Raw genomic sequence first — 18366 nt, 5'->3', positions numbered from 1 at the left:
TCGATGGTGATCAGCCGCGCTCTGGCGGCGCGTCTCGGCTCGCTGCTGCTCACGCTGTGGCTGGTCAGCATTCTCGTGTTCTGGGCAGGGCAGGTCCTGCCCGGCGATGTCGGCCGCGTCATGCTCGGCCCTTTCGCTGATGCACAGGCCGTTGCCGAGCTGAACAAGCGGCTGGGCGCGGACCAGCCGGTTCTCGTCCAGTACTGGCACTGGTTCAGCAAGGCGATTACCGGTGATTTCGGCGACAGCCTGGCGATGCGCGCGCCTGTCGCGCCATTCGTCCTGGAAAGTATCCGGAAGTCCGCTGCTCTTGCCGGCGTCATCCTGGTCTTTCTTGTTCCGCTGGGCGTCGGCGCGGGCGTGGTTGCCGGTCTCAATGCCGGCCGCCTCGTCGATCGGCTGATCGTGTTTGCCGGTGTTTCCCTGGCCATCGTCCCGGACTTCGTGTCCGGTCTGCTGCTTCTGATCGTTTTCGGCCTGTGGCTGAGCTGGTTCCCGATCAATGGCGTTGCTCCCGATGGCGCCGGTTTCTGGACCAACGGCTATTACCTGATATTGCCCGCACTGCCCCTGGTGCTGAACCTTGCCGGCTACATAGCGCGCATGACGCGCGCCGGCGTAATTGACGCGATGGCGGCCGACTACACGCGCACGGCCGTCCTGAAAGGGCTCGACCGGCGCGAGGTCGTTGTCAGGCACGTGCTGCGCAATGCGCTGACGCCGACGATCGCGGTGCTGGCGACACAGAGCGGATATCTGCTTGGCGGGCTCGTGGTGATCGAGGCGCTGTTCGGCATCCAGGGTCTCGGCAATCTTGTGCTGAATGCCGCCAGGGCGCGCGATTTCCCCATGCTGGAAGCGGGCGTGCTGGTGATGGCGGCGATTTTCGTGCTGTCGGCCGCCCTGGGTGATGTCCTGCAGGCCCTGCTTGATCCGCGGCAGCGTCGACGGGTGTCGCAATGATCGAGCTGGTGGGATTTCCCGTGCCGCAAGGCGTCACGTTTCGGGGGCAGGCCGTCGCCAGGGTCCGCGATGCCCTTGGCAGGCTGTCGCCATCCATCGTGATCGGATCCCTGCTGCTGCTGTTCTGGGTAGCATGCGCCTTGTTCGGCAATCTCTTGGTTCCCTTTGATCCGTATGCGGAAGACTTCCTCGCCATGCTGACGCCGCCCGACGCGGTGCATTGGTTCGGAACCGATCAACTCGGCCGGGATGTCTTGTCCAGGATCGTCGTTGGCTCCCGCGACATCCTGATAGTCGCACCGCTTGCGACGCTGACCGGCGTCGCGGCGGGCAGCCTGATCGGGCTTGTGCTCGGTTATTCCGGCGGTTTCGTTGACGCCGTAGGGGCGAGGCTTCTCGACTCCGTCATGGCGCTCCCTTTCATCGTCCTGGTCACCATGACACTTGTCGCGTTGGGACCATCCAACGCCACGGTCATCCTGGTTATCGGAATCGCCTATGCGCCGCTCGTCGCAAGAACCGTCCGCGCCGCGGTGCGCGAGCAGCGGGAGCGCGAATATGTCAGCGCCGCCCGGCTCGCCGGCGAAGGGCCGTTGGGCATCATGTTTCTCGAAATCCTGCCGAATGTGAGGGAAACGATCCTCATCGAGTTCGTCACGCGGCTCGGATATGCATTCTTCTCGATCGCCACATTGAGCTTTCTCGGTCTCGGCATCCAGCCGCCGTCAGCCGATTGGGGGCTGGCCATCGCAGAGGGCTACGGTTTCCTCACCGGCGGAAAATGGTGGATCGTCGTCTTCAATTCCGGCGCGATCATCTCGCTGGTCATGGCAACGAACCTCGTCGCCCAGGGCGTCGGTGCTTTTGAAAGCACCGACGGATGAACTGACGGCGGTTTCATTATCAGGCGGGCAGCCCGGCCGGATGTCAAATGTGTGAGCTGGCGGACGTGCCGGCGACGGTACTCACCGACTCCCGCTCCACCAGCGGACATTCGAGCTTGGTGATCGGATAGCGGCCACGCCCGGGAGGGGTCGGCACTTCGAGCTGCTCGATCGCCCATTGCCCCATTGCCATATGCGGCAGGATCGACGTCGTCAGGGGCGGGAACAGATGGCGGGCGATTTCCTCGTCATCGTAGCCGATGACGGAAATGTCCTGCGGAATGTGAAGGCCCGCCTCCTTCAGCGCTTCATAACAGCCGACCGCAGTGCGGTCGTTCTGGCAGAAGATCGCGGTCGGCCGGTCCTTCAGCGCCAGCAGCTTGACGGTCGCGGCATAGCCGGCGCTCGCCGACCAGTCGCCTTCGACCACAAGGTCCGGGTCGAACGGAATGTCGGCTGTCGCCAGCGCGCGGCGATAGCCCTTCAACCTGTCCTGCGCCGCCTGCATCCAGGGCTCGCCGGTGATGGTGGCGATGCGGCGGTGGCCGTGGTTGATCAGGTACCGTGTGGAGCTCTGGCCGCCGGCGATTTCGCTGGGCACCACGGCGGGGAAGGCATAGTCGGCGGTGTAGCAATTGAGCAGGATGACCGGGATGTCGAGGCCGTACAGGTAGTCCGGCGCCGATATCTCGCGGGTGAAGATGGTCATGTAGATCAGCGCCGATATGCCTCGCTTGGTCAGCGCCTGTATGGCGCGGGGCTCCATCACGGCGTCGCCCATGGTCTGCGCCACCAGAAGCACGTTGCCGGCATTCCAGGAGGCCTGGCGCGCGCCTTCGATCGCCACCACTGCTTCCGGGCTGGTGGCGAGCTGGTCGACGGCAAAGCCGATCACCCCATCGAGTCCATCGAAGGCAGGCCCCTCCAAGGCGGCAACGGGCTTGTGCAATGCGGAGAAGGCCGGCGCGCTGTAGCCCAGCGCCCGTGCCGCCTCGATCACGCGTTCGCGGGTCTGCTGCGACAGGCGGATCCCGGGCGAATTGTTGAGCACGAAAGACACGGTCGCCTGCGAGCAGCCGGCGGCCCTGGCGATGTCGGTCATCGTGACCCGCCCCTTGGGTTTCGCCGGCGCCTTGCGGCGCTTCGCGGTCTCGATGGTCGGCCCCGTCATGTCGCTCATTGCATTGGTGTCCCCAATCCCCAGCCCTGTCTACCGGCGGCTTGCCGCGTCGACAAGATGGCGCGGCGGCGCGTGTTTATAGGAAATGCCGGTTCATTTATATCCATTAGCAAGCTCGTGGTCCATTGCTCATGCGGCTCGGAACATCATGCAATTCAACGAGTATCGGGCCAAATGCATCGTGCGGCGAAGGCCGCGGGGCGTCGGCGCATCAGCCGCGAGGCTGCTGTGCCGTGTCCGGACGCAAGTTCAAGCTAATACTGTTTACTAATACAAAAATGCGCTGTAACGTCAATCCGTCGCGCTTGGACCCGCCGGGTCCCTGGGCGGCAAGAAAGCGAACGTTGGTGGCCCGATGGCGAGCGGATATTGCCTCCGCAAAACCCTGTCTCGGACATGTGATATGTCAGACAAATCGGACTATTTACGAACGATGGATGAGTCTCTAAAGTCCGTGGCCGTGGCTGGAACGACGTCATTCTTTCAGTGCCGGGAACCCCTGAGGAGGAGGGGCGTCCAAGCCGCAAACGGCAAATTCAGGTGAGCAAGACCGGTCAGCCGAACGGCTGGACCAAAACGGGAGGTTGAACATGAAATCCTTGATACGCAATGCATCCGTGGCCGCCGCGGCCCTGGCTGTCGGCCTGACGGCGACGGCTATCGCGCGCGCCGACGACAAGCCGACGCTGGCCTTCGTCGTCAACGGCGCTTCCGATTTCTGGAAAGCGGCCGAAGCCGGCGTCAAGAAGGCGCAGGGCGAACTGCCTGGCTACACTCTGGAACTCAAATATCCCGAGCAGTCCTCGGTCGCCATCCAGCAGCGGCTGATGGACGATCTGGTGACGGCGGGCGTCAAGGGCATCATGGTCTCGGCCGTCGACCCCAAGACCTCCACCGACGGCCTCAACAAGATCGCCTCGGAAACGGCGCTGTTCACCACCGACAGCGACGCCCCGCAGACCAAGCGTGTCGCCTATATCGGCTCGTCCAATGTCGATGCCGGCAAGCAGGCCGCGGATATCGCCAAGAAGGCGATGCCCAATGGCGGCAAGTGCCTCGGCTTCGTCGGCCTGCTCGGCGCCGACAATGCCAAGGAGCGCATCCAGGGATTCAAGGACGGCCTTGCCGGCACCAAGATCACGCTGGACGACGTGCGTGGCGACGATATCGACCAGGCGCGCGCCAAGAAGAATGTCGAGGACGCGCTGGTCGCGAGCCCCGACGTCACCTGCATGGTCGGCTTCTACTCCTACAACACGCCGCGCATCTATGAAGCGCTGCGTGACGCCGGCAAGCTCGGCCAGATCACTGTCGTCGGCTTCGATGACGATCCGATCACGCTGGGCGGCGTCAAGGAAGGCACCATTGCGGCGACCGTCGTGCAGCAGCCCTTCGAATGGGCCTATCAGGGCATGAAGCTGATGGCTGCCTATCTCAAGGGCGACAAGTCGGGCATCCCGGCCAATAACCTGATCATCATCCCGACCAAGATCATCGGCAAGGATGACGTCGACGCCTATGCCGCCAATCTGAAGGCGATGGCTGGAAACTGAGACCACAAGCAGTTCAGCCGGCTCAACGTCGCTTGAGCCGGCTGCTCGCATTGACGAAGACCGCCGGGATCGTCAGTCTACCGAGACGTCGGCTCGCCAATCGCTGTCAGGCATGATGAATTATTCCGACACAACCATCGCCGCCACCACCGCGTTCCTCAGCCTCGAGAACGTGCGGAAGACCTATCCGGGCGTCGTCGCGCTCGATGGGTTCTCGATGGAAGTCAGGCCTGGCGAGGTCATAGGCCTCGTCGGCGAGAACGGCGCCGGCAAGTCGACGCTGATGAAAATCCTCGGCGGCGTCACCACGCCGGACGCCGGCACCATCACGGTCGACGGTGCCGCCCACAAGGGCCTGACTGTCGAAGGCAGCCTGGGGTCCGGCATTGCCTTCGTCCATCAGGAACTCAACCTGTTCGACAACCTCGACGTCGCCGCCAACATTTTCTTCGGCCGCGAACCGTTGCGCGCCGGCCCGCTCAAGCTCGTCGACCGCGCCCGGTTGCGCGCCATGGTGGCGCCACTGTTGAAGCGCGTCGGCGCCAATTTCTCCGCCGATACCCAGGTCGCCGATCTGTCGCTCGCCCAGCAGCAGATGGTCGAGATCGCCAAGGCGCTGTCGATCAAGGCGCGGCTGGTCATCCTCGACGAGCCGACATCGAGCCTGCCGATCGCCGAGACCGACAAGTTGCTCGATGTCATTAACGCGCTGAAGGCCGACGGCATCAGCGTCATCTTCATTTCGCACCGCTTGCACGAGGTCGAGCGCGTCGCCGACCGCGTCGTCGTGCTGCGCGACGGCATGCTGGCCGGCACGCTGCAGAAGCGCGACATCAATCACGACCAGATGGTCAAGCTGATGATCGGCCGCATGCTGAAGGAGCGCGAGAAGGCCTCCGAGGCCTCGCGGGCACCAGGCGCGGTCGCCCTCTCCGCCAAGGCCATCCGCACTCCCGCCTATCCAAGCCGCCCTGTCGATCTCCAGGTCCGGCGCGGCGAGATTCTTGGCCTCGCCGGTCTTGTCGGATCCGGCCGCACCGAACTGGCGCGCGTGTTCTTCGGCATAGACGCGAGCCTGGGCGGCACGCTCGAGCTCGACGGCAAGCCGCTGGTCCTTGGCTCGGCGGCCGACGCCGTCGCGCATGGCATCTTTCTGGTGCCCGAAGACCGCAAGCTGACCGGCATCCTGCTCGACCTGTCGATCGCCCAGAACATTTCGCTGCCCAATCTGCCGGCGCATGCCCGCCGTTCATTGGTCTCCGCGAGTTCCGAGGCGGCGACCGCCGAGAAGCAGAAGACAAATCTCGGCATCAAGGCGCCCTCGGTGCAAACGCGAACCGGCACGCTGTCGGGCGGCAACCAGCAGAAGGTCGTGCTCGGCAAATGGTTGGCGATGAACCCGAAGGTGATGATCCTCGATGAGCCGACGCGCGGCATCGACATCGGCGCCAAGGCGGAAATCTATGGGCTGATGCGGGCGCTCGCCGATGCCGGCGTCGCCGTGCTGATGATCTCCAGCGACATGGAAGAGGTGATCGGCGTGTCCGACCGCATCGCCGTCATGCATGAGGGCCAGATTTCCGGCATTCTCGACAAGGACCGGTTCAGCCAGGAAAACGTGCTCCTGCTGGCGGTGGGCAAGCAGCCGAAATAGTTTTGCAGGTCTGGCGCTAGCGCGCCCGGGCAGGCATTGGGGAGAAAACGATGACCAAGAAAGATCTCGGCCTGCTGATCCTGATCCTGGTGGTCGGCGCCATCGTGGCGATCATCAATCCGCGCTTCCTCCTGCCGATCAATCTCGCCAACACCTCGAACCTCATCGGCCTGTTCGGCATCCTGTCGATCGGCCAGGCCTTCGTCATCATCACCGGCGGTATCGAGCTATCGGTCGGCTCGGTTGTCGCGCTGCTGGGAACGCTGTTCATCGACTTCATCGCCACGCGGGGCATGGGATGGCCGGTCGCCTTCGTGCTCATCCTGGTGCTCGGCGCCATCATCGGCCTTGCGCATGGCTGGCTGATAACGCGACTGAAATTGCAGCCCTTCGTCGTCACGCTGTGCGGTCTTCTGATCTATCGCGGCGTGGCCCGCTTCTACACCGCCGATGGCACCGCCGGCTTCGCTTTCGGCCAGAATTTCCCGGAGCTGGAATTCCTCACCGCCGGCCGCTCCTATGGCGTGCCCAACAGCTTCATCGCGCTCATCGTCATCGCCATCGTCATGTGGGTGGTGCTGCACCGCTCGGTATTCGGCCGCTATCTCTACGCCATCGGCAAGAATGAGGAGGCGGCCAAATATTCGGGCATCCGCACCGGCCGCATCGTCATGGCCGCCTATGTCATCTGCGGCGTGCTGACCGCGCTTTCGGCGATCTATTTCGCCATGTACACGCGCTCTATCTCGCCAGCCAGCCACGGCCAGTTCTACGAGCTCTACGCGATCGCGGCGGCCGTGCTCGGCGGTTTCTCGCTGCGCGGTGGCGAGGGCTCCCTGATCGGCGTCGTGCTGGGCACCGTGCTGCTGCAGGAACTGCAGAACCTGGTCAATCTGCTCGGCATTCCGTCATCCCTCAATTTCGCGGTGATGGGCGGCGTCATCCTCATCGGCGTGCTGGTCGACCAGCAATGGGGCGCGTTCCGGGCACGGCGACTGATGGTCGACGCCGCCCGCAAGAACCTGGCCGGCGCGGCGGCGGAATAACCGGCCGGTCGTTGCTCAACTGCTTGTCCATGGCGTGAGATTATTATAATAGCATAACCCGATTGGGTCGGGGGCTGGCGACATATGCGCTGCGATTTGCGAGGCAAGGTGGCGCTGGTCACGGGAGCCGCCGGTGCAATCGGCAGCTCGATCGGCAAGCGCCTGTCCGACAATGGCGCCGCGGTGGTTGTCGCCGATATCGACAGCGAGGGCGCGGCGAGGGTAGCGGCCGGTTTGGGCAATGCGATGGCCTGCACCACCGACATCCGCAGTGCGGCATCGGTGGACAGCGCGATCACCGCGATCATGGAGCGCTACGGCCGCCTCGACATCCTCGTCAACAATGCCGGCGTCAACACGCTGGCACACCGGGTCACCATCGATGAATTCCCGGCCGAGGAATGGGATCGCATCACCGGAATCGACCTCGACGGCCTCTACATCATGAGCCGTGCGGCACTCGCCCCGATGCTGGCCGCCGGCAAGGGCGGACGCATCGTCAACATCGCCTCGGTCGTCGGCCTTGCCGCGATGCGGCTGCAAAGCCCGTTCGTCGCCGCCAAGGCCGGCATCATTCATCTCACACGGTCGATGGCGATTGAATTGGGGAGCAAGGGCATCCTGACCAACGCGATAGCACCGGGCTCGGTGATGACGGCGCTCACCGCCAAGCTGTTTTATGGCGAGGACGGGAAGTTCGCCGGGAGAACGCAGGAATTCCTCGCCCACGTGCCGCTCGCCCGGCCGGCCCAGCCCGAGGAGATCGCCGAGGCGGTGCTGTTCCTTGCCTCTCCGGCAGCCAGCTACGTCAACGGCCAGGTGCTGGCCGTCGATGGCGGCTGGACGGCGGGATACATGATGTGAGCGCGGCCATGGAAATCGATCTCAATGGCGCGACAATAGCCCTGGAAGGCGCGGGCAATCCCGTCGTCGAGGCAGCGCTCGCCGCCTTGCGCTCCAATGATGGCCGCCTTGTCGAAGGGACGCAGGCGCAGCGTGCCGACATCCTTTTGATATCTTGCCCGTTGCGCCCGGGAGTGACGGCCGAAAATCCCGGCGCCTTGTATGCGGTCGCACGCAAGATGGCCGTGGCCATGACCGAGCACGGCAGCGGCCGTATCGTCTTCCTGCTGTCGGCGACCGCCGGCATGCCTATGCGTCGTCATCCCCGCTTTTCCATGGACAACGCCTCGATCCTTGCCGGCATGCGCACGTTGGCCATGGAGTTCGGCCCGAAGGTGCGGGTCAATGCCGTCGGCGTCGGCGCCATCGAGGATGAAACCATGGTCTCCGGCGACAAGGCGATGCTCAGCCATACGCCGGTCGGGCGCGCCGGCAGCATCGAGGAAGCGGTTGCGGCCGTACTGTTCTTCTGCGATCCACTCAACACCTACACGACCGGCCAGATGCTGGGTGTCGATGGTGGATGGACGGCGGGCTATGGGCGTAATTTCTGAACCGTTGACGCTGAAGGCTGGCGAACTCGAAGTCGGGCTGGCGCCGCGCATCGGCGGCAGCGTGAGTTCGCTGCGCTGGCGTGGCATCGATCTGATGCGCCGGCTTTCGAAAGAGGATCGCGACGCCGGCAATGTGCTTGGCGTCGCCATGTTTCCGATGACGCCCTACGCCAACCGCATCGCCGGAAATGCCTTCGAATTTGCGGGGAGAGTCTGGCGAGTCCTGCCCAACAATCCACCCGAGACATTCAACGTGCATGGCAGCGGCTGGCAACATGCCTGGACGATAACCCAGGTCGGATCGGCCAATGCAACGCTGTCGCTGGACATCGCAGCCCGACCCGAGCCCTATTCCTACCGCGCGACGCAGGCTTTCGCGGTCTCCGAAGAGGGCCTTGGCGTGACCATGACCCTGACCAACACCGGGCGGGTTTCCATGCCCTTCGGTTTCGGCCTGCATCCGTGGTTCGACCGCGACCCCGACGTAACGTTGCAATTCCAGGCCAGCCGCTTCTATCTCGAAGAGCCCGCTGGCGTTTCGGGCGATCCGGTCACCCTTCCGCCAGAACTCGACTTCGTCGGGGCCCGGTCCTTGCCGGGCGGTTGGCGCAACAACGATTATGGCGGTTGGGGCGGTGAGGCCACGATCCGCTTTCCAACACGCCGTGCCGGACTGCGCATCAAGGCGGATTCGATCTTCAGGCACCTGATGCTCTACGCCGACCCCACAAAACCGTACTTCTGCGTCGAGCCGCAAACCAACGCCTCCTGCGCGTTCAACCGGGGCAAGTGGGATGACGCGGAAGAGGGCGTGATTGTGCTCGCCCCGGGCGAAAGCGCTGCTGGCACGGTCTTGTTTACGCCCTTTGCGCTTGAAATCTAAAGCAGCCGGGCCAGCAGGCCGCCGTCCACTTGCATGGCGCTACCGGTGACGAAGGATGCGGCATCGGAGATCAGGAAGCCAATGGCCGAGGCGATCTCGGAGGGGTTGGCGATGCGGGCGATCCGGTTGGGTTCGAACGACAGGCCCAGCGCTTCGGCGCCGCCGGCCGCTTCCAGCCCGTCCAGCGTCATGCGGGTGGCGACCGAGCCCACCAGCACCGCGTTGACGCGGATGCGGTCGACGGCATAGTCCAGCGCCATCTGCCGCGACAGGCCGACAACCGCGGCCTTGGTCGCGGCGTAGGCCGGCACGCCGGGTACCGTCGCGTCCGCGTGCACCGAGGCGATGTTGACGACGGAGCCGCCGCCGGCCTCGCGCAGCAGCGGCAGTGTGGCGCGGCAAACGCGGAAGATCGCCGTCAGGTTGACAGCGATGGTTCTGTCCCAGTCGCCATCGGACACCTCTTCGAGCCGCTTTCCGGTGGGATAGACACCGGCGCAGTTGACGACCGCGTCAAGCCCGCCAAAGGCTTCTTTCGCCGCCGCCACGGCTTCCTGGACCTCGGTTTCACGGGTGAGATCGGTATCGCGGAAGATGAGTTGGGTTCCAGAATATCGCCCAGCGAGGGCCAAGCCCTCCTGGCCGTCCAGCCCGGCGCCGAAGACATGTGCTCCCTCGGCGACAAGATACTCGGCCGTCGCCCGGCCGATGCCCGTCGCCGCGCCGGTGACGAAAACGCGTTTGCCGGCAAACATCATGACGACACCTGTGAAGCCAGCGCATTGCGTTGCGCCTGCGCTGACGTCACTGAGCGCAGTACCCGATCCTCGCCGCCTTCGCCACGGCCGAACTCGTCGACGATGCGGCCATCGGCGACGACGAGGCAGCGGTCGCAAAGGCCGATCAGTTCCTCCAGTTCGGAAGCGACGATCAGCAAGGCCACTCCCTTTCCGGCCAGCTCGACCACCAGCCGGTAGATCTCGTGCCGCGTCGCCGCGTCGACGCCCTTGGTCGGCTCATCGAGCAGCAATACTTTCGGCGACCGCATCAGCACGCGGGCGAACAGCAGTTTCTGCTGGTTGCCGCCCGACAGATGGGTGACCGCTGCCTGCGGCGAGGACGCCTTGACGTTGAGCGCGCGCATCGCGCTCAGGATGGAACCGCGTTCGAGCCCACCGCTGATCACGCCGTGTCGCGACAAGGGGGCGAGATTGCCGATGGTGATGTTGGCGCCGACGGGGAGGTTGAAGAGCAGCCCGTCGCGCTTGCGGTCCTCGGTCAGCAGCGCGATGCCGGCGGCGCGGGCGTCGCTGGGCGATTTGATCGGTACGGCTTCGCCCATGACGCGGATCTCCCCCGCGGCCGGTACGCGGCCATAGATCCCGTGCAGGATCTCGCTGCGACCGGAACCAAGCAGCCCCGCCAGCCCGACGATCTCGCCCGCCGCCACCGAGATGTTGATATCCTTCGCGCCATGAACCGCGCCGCTGTGACCGGCGACGGTGAGACGGCGGACCTCCAGCGCGATCTGCGTGCCAACGGGTGCGGCATGTTCGGGAAACAGCCGCTGCAGCCTTTGGCCCGACATCGAGAAGATGAAGGTTTCGGCGTTGAAGTCCTCGCGCGCGATCCGCACCGCCACCTGCCCGTCGCGCAGCACCGTGGCGCGGTCGCAGATGGCGAGCACCTCGGGAAGGCGGTGGGTGATGTAGACCATCGCCACGCCTTGCGCCTTGAGGCGGCGCAGCACGCTGAACAGCGCATCGACTTCGGTGCCGGACAGCGAGGCCGTCGGCTCGTCAAGCATCAGCACGCGGGGCTTCAGGACGATGGCGCGGGCGATCATCACCAGATGGCGCTGCGCCGAGGTTAGCGACGCGACATAGGCCCGGGGATTGATATCGATGCCGAGCTCGGCGAAGATTTCGCCCGCCCGCTGTTGCAGCTTGCGCTGGTGGACCAGCACACCCTCGCCGAGGCCGGTGCGGCCGGCAAAGACGTTCTCGGCCACCGAAAGCTGTTCGAGCACTTCGATTTCCTGCGGAACATAGCCGACGCCGTTCGACCGGGCATCGGCGGGCGAGGCAAAACTGACGGTCCGGCCCTCGAGCCTGATGGTGCCGGTGTAGGATCCGGCCGGATGCACGCCGTTGAGGATCTTGACCAGCGTGGATTTGCCGGCGCCGTTCTGGCCGAGCAGGGCATGGATTTCGCCAGGTGTCACATCGAAATCGACGCCGCGCAGCGCCTGAACGCCGCCGAAATTCTTCACGATGCCGCTGGCCGAAAAAAGCGGTTCTTGCGTGGCGTTGGGCACGATGATCCTCTCGCAAGGGGTCGGATCCGCAAGGCGCGGATCCGGCGGCAGGCTTTACTGGCCGGCGCTGTCCAGCATCTTGTAGTAAGGGGCGAGGTCGGCGGCGGTGATGACCTTGGCCGGCAACGGGTTGCTGTAGGGAACGGTCTTGCCCTGTGCGAGGTCACCCAGCAGTTCGGCAACCTTGGCGCTCTCTTCATAGAGCGGCTGCGCGACGATGCCGTAGGCGGCGCCCGATTTCACCAGGTCGAGATTCTGCCGGATATAATCCATGCCGATGATGACCACGTCGCGCCCGGCCTTGCGCGACGCGCCAGCCCAGGTCTGGATGCTGTTGCCGGTGGTTCCGAACGCGGCGGTCACGTCGGGGTTGCCCTGCAGGATCGCCACCGCCTTGGCCTCGGCCGCGGACGGCTCGAAGCCTTCCATCTGGGTGTCGAGCACCTTGATGCCCGGATATTTCGCCGCGACGGTCTTGCGGAAGGCGTCCGACATGGCGTTTTCGGTATCGTTGGACGCGCCTTGCGTCAGCGCCACGGTGCCCTTGCCGCCAAGCTTGTCGCCGATGGCGATAGCCGCATTGGCCCCGACCTCGGCGATGTCCTCGCCGGTCGCTGCCTTCAGGCCGTTGACCGTTCCTTCCGGCGGCAGCACGTGCCAGGTGACGATCGGGAACCCCTCCTTGGCCAGCTTGGTGATGTAGGAATAGATCGCCGGATCCACCCCATAGACACCGATGGCGTCGTATTTGGTGCGGGCGAGTGCGGCTTCGGCAAGCGGCAGCGTCGCCGGGATGTCCCAGTTGGTGGCGCTCGGGTCGCCGACGACTTCGCATGTGTAGCCAAGTTCCTTGCACTTGTTGAGGAACCCCGCCTGCATCAGCCGGTGCACCGGATGGTCCTTCATCGCCTGCACCCAGAGCAGGTGAACGTCGGCGGCCCGGGCAAGGCCTGCCGAGCCGAGCGACGTCGCAACGATCGCTGCCGCGAACGCGGCACGGACCAGTCCCTTCTTCAGATTGATTCTCATGTCCTACCTCCCTTGGTTCTCCGGCTTTTTGCCGGCGTATGATGTGTTATGGCGGCGGCCTGAACGCCTTGCTTCCTCCGGCCCGTTCAGGCGCCGGCGATGAAGTAGCGGCGCCGAAGGATGTCGAGTCCGACGGCCAGCACCATGATCACGCCGACCGCGATCTGCTGCCAGTTGGAGTTGACGCCGATGACGACGAGGCCGCTCTGCACCACCTTCAGCATCAGGATGCCGACGACACCGCCGGCAACCGTGCCGGCGCCGCCGAACAGGCTGACGCCACCGACCACGACACCAGCGATGACAGTCAGTTCCCAGCCGCTGCCGATCGAGGTGCCCCCGCTTCCGAGATCGGCCATGACGAACATGCCCGCGATCGCCGACAGCGCGCCGACGACGATGAAGGCGCCGATCTTGTAGGCGTTGGTGTTGATGCCGACGAGGTCGGCCACTTCCTTGTTGCCGCCGGTGGCATACATGTTGCGCCCGAGCACGGTGCGCCGCAGCACGAAGTCGGCGACGACGGCGGCGATGATGAAGAAGGCAAAGCTCCAGCCGAGGCCGAAGGCCAGATCGGTGCCGCCAATCGTGTTGATCGCCTCCGGAAGCGGATAAACCGGATAGCCGCCGGTCACCACCTGGATCAGGCCCTGGCCGATGAACAGCATGCCGAGCGTCTGGATGAAGGCGGGGATACCAAGCCTGACGACAACCAGGCCGTTGACCAGGCCGATCAGGGCGCCGACACCGACGCCGCCCAGAATGGCGATCGAGATCGGCAAGGCGGCCGCCGTCATCAGCTTGGCGGCGACCACCGCCGACAGCCCGGCCACCGAGCCGACCGAAAGGTCGAACTCCCCGGCCACCAGCAAAATAGTCTGGCCAATGGCGATGATGCCGACGAAAGACACGACGTTGAGAATGGCGCGAATGTTCCGCTCCGACAGGAACGCCGGTTCGAGAAGCCAGAAGAAGGCGATCAGCAGCGCCATGGCCGCCAGCACGCCTACTTCGCCCACGGCAATCAAGCCGATCAGTCGCCGCCGGAGCGATTGCGCATCCCGGGGTGGCGAGCTCACGTCAGCCGCGCTGTTCATCCTGACCTCCCTGCGGCGCCTGTCGCCGGTTCTTGCGCCCGGCTCCATTCACCCGCGCCGATCCTGGCGCGCTCCTCATCACCATTAAGATTATAATATTATAACTTGTCAACGCCGAAAATTCCAGGCCGTGCAATCGCCATGCGTGTCGCTGGAAAGCGCCCCCCGCAACCGCTATGAATAGGTGTGTTTCGCGACCCGGAACGGACATAGCGTTCGCGGATCGCGTAGTGGTGGAGCACGGTGATGACCGACGGGTCCGGGGACGGCGCAGACGAGAAGAAACCTCCGGCGCGCCTGGGCGTCCGCGAGATCGCCAAGCGAGTCGGCGTGGCGCCGATGACGGTGTCGCGCGTGCTGTCCAATCCGGACATGGTCTCGCCGGAGACGCGCGCCAAGGTCCTGCAGGCCATCGAGCAGGCCGGCTTCGTGCCCAACCGGCTGGCATCGAGCATGCGCGGCAATGGCCGCATGATAGGCACGGTGGTGCCGCCGCTGATCAATTCGGGCATCGCCGAGCAGGTGCAGGGCATGTCCGACGAATGCCACGAGAGCGGCTATTCGATGCTTCTGGTGCAGGGCGAATTCACGCAGGAGGCCGAGGAAAAGGCGATCCGCACACTGCTCGGCTGGCGCCCGGTCGGCATGATCCTGCAAAGCTTCGTGCAAAGCGATACGGCGCGCGCCTTGCTCACGAGCAGTGGTGCGCCGGTGGTCGAGATTTCCGAAATCAAGGGCCGAAGCCCGATTGACATGGTGGTCGGCGTCTCCAACTTCGAGACCGCCTATGCGATGACCATGCATCTTGCGGCCAAGGGCTACAAACGCATCGGTTTCGTCTCGACGCCCATTCATGGCAATGACCGGCTGCAGCAGCGCCGCACCGGCTACAACGCAGCGCTGGCCGAGCTCGGTTTCAAGAACCGTGGTGATATGGAAGTCGAGGTGCCGATCACGGCGCAAGGCGGCGCCCAGGCGCTGGTGACATTGACCTCCCGCCACAAGGACATCGACGCCATCTTCTTTTCCAGCGACACGCTGGCCGTCGGCGCCGTGCAGGAGTGCCACCGGCGCGGCTGGGCGGTGCCCGGCAGGATCGCCATCGCCGGCTATGGGGACATCGATCTCGCCGCGCAACTCTATCCGCCGCTGACCACGGTGAAGGTCAATCGCTACGAGATGGGACGGCGCGCCGTGCGGCAATTGCTGGCGCGGCTCGGCGGCGACACCAAGGTGCCGACCATCACCAGCCTCGGCTTCGAGATCGTCGACCGCGAGAGCGCCTGATCAGGGCTTGGAGTCCTCCCGCCGCCCAAGGCGTTTCTCCCATCCCTCGGCATGGACGTTGAGATAGGCGTTGGGATCGTAGGGATGATCCTTGATGGCATCGATGTTGAGATCGATGCCGAGTCCTGGCGCGTCCGGCAGAGACAGATGGCCAGTGGCGGGATTGACCTCCGGGTGCCATGTCACGAGATCGCGCGTCCATGGGTCATTGAAGGCGTCGAAATGTTCCTGGATAAGGAAATTCGGCACCGCAGCGGCAAGCTGCAGGCACACAGCCGTCGCCACCGGCCCGCCGCTCTGGTGCGGCGCGATATGGCTGCCATGGGCGAGCGCGAGGTTGGCCACCTGCATCGATGGCGCGATGCCGCCCAGAGACATCGGCTCGGGCTGGAAGATGTTGACGCCGCCGCCGGCCGCCAGCGTATAGAACTGCCCGACCGTGTCGTACATCTCGCCGGTCGCCACGGGGATCGGCGAGCGATGCGCCACCTCATGCACGGTTTCCTGCCGGTCGCGCGAGGTCGGCTCCTCCCACCAGTAGATGTCGAGATCGGCGAACCTTTCGGCCGCCTGCAGGGCCGCGATCTCTGTGAAACGCGCATGCACGTCGATCAGGATGAGGGTGTCCCCAGGCAGCTTGTCACGCAATGTCCGGCAGATGGCGTAGGACAGCTCCAGCTCTTCGCGCGAGATAAAACCTTGCGCGGTGCCGAACGGATCGAGCTTGAAGGCCTTGAAGCCCTTGGCCAACACCGCGTTGGAGGCTTCGAGGAAGGCTTCCGGCGTGCGCTCGGTGCGATACCAGCCATTGGCGTAGCCGAGCACGCTGTCGCGCACCTGGCCGCCGAGCAGTTGGTGGATCGGCACGCCCAGGCTCTTGCCCAATATGTCCCAGCAGGCGACCTCGATCGCCGCGATCACTGTGCGGTGGATATGGCCGCCGTCGAGCGAAACACTGTCCAGCATGCGCTTGGCCAGCGCGTTGATGCGGCGCGGATCCTGGCCGATGGCGAGATGCTTGAGTTCATGCACGCCGGCTTCTGTGGTCTTGATGAAGCCGTTCAGCGTGCCTTCGCCGATGCCGTGGATGCCGCTGTCGGTATGGACCTTGACGAACAGCCAGTTCTTCCAGCCGGCGCCGACGGCGAAGGTCTCGATCTCGGTGATCTTCATGCACAATCCTAATCCAGAGCGGCAATCCTGGCGATGATGGCCTCGGTCGTCATACCGTACTTCGCCTGCAAGGTTGGCACCGCGCCACATTCGATATAGCGGTCAGGCAGGCCGATGCGCGTCACCCTTTTCGCAATGCCGGCGTCGAACAAGGTCTCGACCACAAGGCTTGCCAGCCCGCCGACGACGACATGGTTTTCAGCCGTGACGATATGGCTGGATTCGGCGGCGAACCTGGCCACCGCCTCGGTATCGAACGGTTTTATGGTTGGTACGTGCAACACCCCGGTGGAGATGCCTTGCTTGCGCAACGCGTCCGCCGCATCCAATGCCCGCTCGGTCATGAAGCCGGTCGAGATGATGCCGACATCCGAGCCTTCGCGCAGACGCCGCGCCTTGCCGATCTCGAATGTGTAACCCGGCTCGAACACCACGGGCACGCTGCCGCGCAGCAGCCGCATGTACACCGGCCCCTGATGCTCGGCTATCGCCTCGGTCGCCGCCTCGATCTCCGTTGCGTCGCAGGGATCGATGATGGTCAGGCCGGGGATCATGCGCATCAGCGCCAGATCCTCGATCGCCTGATGCGTGCCGCCATAGCCGGTCGTGAGACCCGGCAGGCCGGCGATGATCTTGACGTTGAGGTTGGAGTGGGCGAGCGCGATGGCGACGAAATCATAGGCGCGCCGTGTCGCGAACACGCCGTAAGTGGTGGCGAACGGCACCTTGCCGGTGCGCGCCAGCCCCGCGGCGACGGCGACGAGGTTCTGTTCGGCCATGCCGACATTGAAGAAGCGATCGGGAAAAGCGTCGCGGAAGGGGAGAATATCGGTGTATTTGCCGAGGTCGGCGGTCAGCCCGACAATGTCGGGTCGGCTCTGGCCAAGCCTGGCCAGCGCCCGGCCGAACGGCGCCTCGACGCTCTGCCGGCCGCCGCCTACCGCCTCGTCCTGCCCCATGGCCAGCGTGCGGCCGGCCTCCATCGCCGCTCCGTTCATTGCACCACTCCCGTGCTCTTCTCGAACTCGGCGATGATGCCATCCCACTGCGCCACGTCGATGCGGAAGAAATGCGATTTCTCGCTGCTCTCGATGCGCGGCACGCCCTTGCCGGGCAGCGTGCGCAGCACGATCGCCTTCGGCTTGCCATTGCGCTGGCGTGCGCCGGCCAGCGCGCCGACCACGGCCGCAATGTCATTGCCGTCGATCTCCGATGTCTCCCAACCAAAGGCGCGCCATTTGCCGGCTACAGGTTCCATGTCGAGCACGACGGGCCCGTCGGCCTGGATACCGTTGCAATCGATCAGCGCCACCAACCCGTCGAGCCTGAAATGGCTGGCCGACATCGCCGCTTCCCAGGTCGAGCCTTCCTGCATCTCGCCGTCCGAAAGCTCGACGAAAACGCGCGCGTCGGAGCGGTCGACACGCAAGCCGAGCGCCTGGCCGACGCCTTGCCCAAGGCCATGGCCGAGCGAGCCGCCAATCATCTCGACGCCGGGCGTGGTGTCGAGCGTCGACATTTCCAGCCGGCTGTTGTCGGCGCCATAGCTGACCAGTTCCTCGACCGGGATGATGCCGGCCTCGGCCAGTGCCGCCCACAGCGCGATGGAATAATGGCCGGTCGACAGCAGGAAGCGGTCGCGCTCGGCCCATGCCAGATTATCGGGGTCGTAGCGCAGTTCGTGGAAATAGAGTGCGGCCAGCGCATCGGCGATGCCGAGCCCCTGGCCGATATAGCCCTGGCCCTGGCCGCGCGCCATGGTCAGCATGTGGCGGCGCAATTGTATCGCCTTGCGTTCGAGCGCTGATATGTCGGCGTTGCCGGGAGGCGAGTTTCGCAGCAT

The 18366-nt window shown here is 64.7% G+C and carries 17 protein-coding genes; 9 read left to right on the top strand and 8 right to left on the bottom strand.

Annotated features, from left to right (window positions below; translation table 11 throughout):
• The first annotated feature begins 3 nt into the window (after nt 1-3).
• Both ACO07C_RS15825 and ACO07C_RS15820 read left to right on the top strand, forming a co-directional pair.
• The gene (locus tag ACO07C_RS15825) at nt 4-963 is read left to right on the top strand and encodes an ABC transporter permease (RefSeq protein WP_421917542.1); all 960 of its coding nucleotides are present in this window, start codon (nt 4-6) and stop codon (nt 961-963) included.
• On the top strand, nt 960-1847 hold the full coding sequence (locus tag ACO07C_RS15820) for an ABC transporter permease (protein ID WP_421915092.1): 888 nt from the start codon (nt 960-962) through the stop codon (nt 1845-1847). The genes ACO07C_RS15825 and ACO07C_RS15820 overlap by 4 nt, the downstream gene beginning before the upstream one ends.
• 43 nt (nt 1848-1890) lie before the next feature.
• Here ACO07C_RS15820 and ACO07C_RS15815 read toward each other — a convergent pair whose 3' ends face one another.
• The gene (locus ACO07C_RS15815; protein ID WP_421917541.1) at nt 1891-2949 is read right to left on the bottom strand and encodes a LacI family DNA-binding transcriptional regulator; all 1059 of its coding nucleotides are present in this window, start codon (nt 2947-2949) and stop codon (nt 1891-1893) included.
• Nucleotides 2950-3617: 668 nt separating this feature from the next.
• Between ACO07C_RS15815 and ACO07C_RS15810 the strand changes: the two genes are divergently transcribed.
• The 6 genes from ACO07C_RS15810 (at nt 3618) to ACO07C_RS15785 (ending at nt 9620) form a co-directional block, all read left to right on the top strand.
• Complete coding sequence (locus ACO07C_RS15810; protein ID WP_421915091.1) at nt 3618-4580, top strand: sugar-binding protein; 963 nt, start codon at nt 3618-3620, stop codon at nt 4578-4580.
• Between the two features lie 115 nt (nt 4581-4695).
• A complete protein-coding gene (locus ACO07C_RS15805) occupies nt 4696-6234 on the top strand; it encodes a sugar ABC transporter ATP-binding protein (protein ID WP_421917540.1) in 1539 nt (512 codons plus the stop codon).
• A 50-nt stretch (nt 6235-6284) separates the two neighbouring features.
• On the top strand, nt 6285-7280 hold the full coding sequence (locus ACO07C_RS15800; protein ID WP_421915090.1) for an ABC transporter permease: 996 nt from the start codon (nt 6285-6287) through the stop codon (nt 7278-7280).
• A gap of 84 nt (nt 7281-7364) precedes the next feature.
• Nucleotides 7365-8144 carry an SDR family NAD(P)-dependent oxidoreductase gene (locus ACO07C_RS15795; RefSeq protein WP_421915089.1) on the top strand — a complete coding sequence of 260 codons (780 nt, stop codon included), beginning with the start codon at nt 7365-7367 and terminating at the stop codon, nt 8142-8144.
• Nucleotides 8141-8737, top strand: coding sequence for an SDR family NAD(P)-dependent oxidoreductase (locus ACO07C_RS15790; protein WP_421915088.1), 597 nt, complete (start codon nt 8141-8143; stop codon nt 8735-8737). The genes ACO07C_RS15795 and ACO07C_RS15790 overlap by 4 nt, the downstream gene beginning before the upstream one ends.
• On the top strand, nt 8721-9620 hold the full coding sequence (locus ACO07C_RS15785; RefSeq protein WP_421915087.1) for an aldose 1-epimerase: 900 nt from the start codon (nt 8721-8723) through the stop codon (nt 9618-9620). Before ACO07C_RS15790 ends, ACO07C_RS15785 begins: the two co-directional genes overlap by 17 nt.
• Here the strand turns inward: ACO07C_RS15785 and ACO07C_RS15780 are convergent.
• The 4 genes from ACO07C_RS15780 to ACO07C_RS15765 all read right to left on the bottom strand — a co-directional run bounded on the left by ACO07C_RS15780 (nt 9617) and on the right by ACO07C_RS15765 (nt 14063).
• Nucleotides 9617-10375: an SDR family NAD(P)-dependent oxidoreductase gene (locus tag ACO07C_RS15780; RefSeq protein ID WP_421915086.1), complete on the bottom strand. Its 759-nt coding sequence runs from the start codon at nt 10373-10375 to the stop codon at nt 9617-9619. The two genes, ACO07C_RS15785 and ACO07C_RS15780, sit on opposite strands and share 4 nt — an antisense overlap.
• A complete protein-coding gene (locus ACO07C_RS15775) occupies nt 10375-11937 on the bottom strand; it encodes a sugar ABC transporter ATP-binding protein (RefSeq protein WP_421915085.1) in 1563 nt (520 codons plus the stop codon). The genes ACO07C_RS15780 and ACO07C_RS15775 overlap by 1 nt, the downstream gene beginning before the upstream one ends.
• Nucleotides 11938-11991: 54 nt before the next feature.
• Nucleotides 11992-12966, bottom strand: a complete 975-nt coding sequence (locus ACO07C_RS15770; RefSeq protein ID WP_421915084.1) for a sugar ABC transporter substrate-binding protein — start codon at nt 12964-12966, stop codon at nt 11992-11994.
• 86 nt (nt 12967-13052) lie between these two features.
• The gene (locus tag ACO07C_RS15765; protein ID WP_421915083.1) at nt 13053-14063 is read right to left on the bottom strand and encodes an ABC transporter permease; all 1011 of its coding nucleotides are present in this window, start codon (nt 14061-14063) and stop codon (nt 13053-13055) included.
• A 246-nt stretch (nt 14064-14309) separates the two neighbouring features.
• Here ACO07C_RS15765 and ACO07C_RS15760 point away from each other — a divergent pair, with 246 nt between their 5' ends.
• Nucleotides 14310-15350: a LacI family DNA-binding transcriptional regulator gene (locus ACO07C_RS15760; RefSeq protein WP_421915082.1), complete on the top strand. Its 1041-nt coding sequence runs from the start codon at nt 14310-14312 to the stop codon at nt 15348-15350.
• Here ACO07C_RS15760 and ACO07C_RS15755 read toward each other — a convergent pair whose 3' ends face one another.
• Genes ACO07C_RS15755 through ACO07C_RS15745 form a run of 3 tightly spaced genes read right to left on the bottom strand, consistent with a single transcriptional unit; the run spans nt 15351 to nt 18366 of the window.
• Nucleotides 15351-16523 carry a mandelate racemase/muconate lactonizing enzyme family protein gene (locus tag ACO07C_RS15755; RefSeq protein WP_421915081.1) on the bottom strand — a complete coding sequence of 391 codons (1173 nt, stop codon included), beginning with the start codon at nt 16521-16523 and terminating at the stop codon, nt 15351-15353.
• An 8-nt stretch (nt 16524-16531) separates the two neighbouring features.
• On the bottom strand, nt 16532-17521 hold the full coding sequence (locus ACO07C_RS15750) for a transketolase family protein (protein ID WP_421915080.1): 990 nt from the start codon (nt 17519-17521) through the stop codon (nt 16532-16534).
• Nucleotides 17518-18366 carry a transketolase gene (locus ACO07C_RS15745; RefSeq protein ID WP_421915079.1) on the bottom strand — a complete coding sequence of 283 codons (849 nt, stop codon included), beginning with the start codon at nt 18364-18366 and terminating at the stop codon, nt 17518-17520. Before ACO07C_RS15745 ends, ACO07C_RS15750 begins: the two co-directional genes overlap by 4 nt.

This window comes from Mesorhizobium sp. (assembly GCF_965229135.1).
Lineage (GTDB): Bacteria > Pseudomonadota > Alphaproteobacteria > Rhizobiales > Rhizobiaceae > Mesorhizobium.
Note: the sequence above shows the minus strand (reverse complement) of the source record. Positions and strands in the feature narration are given on the sequence as shown.

Coding starts and splice junctions, on each gene's coding strand:
- ACO07C_RS15825 (WP_421917542.1), top strand. CDS start 4: ATGGTGATCAGCCGCGCTCTGGCGGCGCGTCTCGGCTCGCTGCTGCTC.
- ACO07C_RS15820 (WP_421915092.1), top strand. CDS start 960: ATGATCGAGCTGGTGGGATTTCCCGTGCCGCAAGGCGTCACGTTTCGG.
- ACO07C_RS15815 (WP_421917541.1), bottom strand. CDS start 2,949: ATGACCGACATCGCCAGGGCCGCCGGCTGCTCGCAGGCGACCGTGTCT.
- ACO07C_RS15810 (WP_421915091.1), top strand. CDS start 3,618: ATGAAATCCTTGATACGCAATGCATCCGTGGCCGCCGCGGCCCTGGCT.
- ACO07C_RS15805 (WP_421917540.1), top strand. CDS start 4,696: ATGAATTATTCCGACACAACCATCGCCGCCACCACCGCGTTCCTCAGC.
- ACO07C_RS15800 (WP_421915090.1), top strand. CDS start 6,285: ATGACCAAGAAAGATCTCGGCCTGCTGATCCTGATCCTGGTGGTCGGC.
- ACO07C_RS15795 (WP_421915089.1), top strand. CDS start 7,365: ATGCGCTGCGATTTGCGAGGCAAGGTGGCGCTGGTCACGGGAGCCGCC.
- ACO07C_RS15785 (WP_421915087.1), top strand. CDS start 8,721: ATGGGCGTAATTTCTGAACCGTTGACGCTGAAGGCTGGCGAACTCGAA.
- ACO07C_RS15780 (WP_421915086.1), bottom strand. CDS start 10,375: ATGTTTGCCGGCAAACGCGTTTTCGTCACCGGCGCGGCGACGGGCATC.
- ACO07C_RS15770 (WP_421915084.1), bottom strand. CDS start 12,966: ATGAGAATCAATCTGAAGAAGGGACTGGTCCGTGCCGCGTTCGCGGCA.
- ACO07C_RS15765 (WP_421915083.1), bottom strand. CDS start 14,063: ATGAACAGCGCGGCTGACGTGAGCTCGCCACCCCGGGATGCGCAATCG.
- ACO07C_RS15760 (WP_421915082.1), top strand. CDS start 14,310: ATGACCGACGGGTCCGGGGACGGCGCAGACGAGAAGAAACCTCCGGCG.
- ACO07C_RS15755 (WP_421915081.1), bottom strand. CDS start 16,523: ATGAAGATCACCGAGATCGAGACCTTCGCCGTCGGCGCCGGCTGGAAG.
- ACO07C_RS15750 (WP_421915080.1), bottom strand. CDS start 17,521: ATGAACGGAGCGGCGATGGAGGCCGGCCGCACGCTGGCCATGGGGCAG.
- ACO07C_RS15745 (WP_421915079.1), bottom strand. CDS start 18,366: ATGCTGCGAAACTCGCCTCCCGGCAACGCCGACATATCAGCGCTCGAA.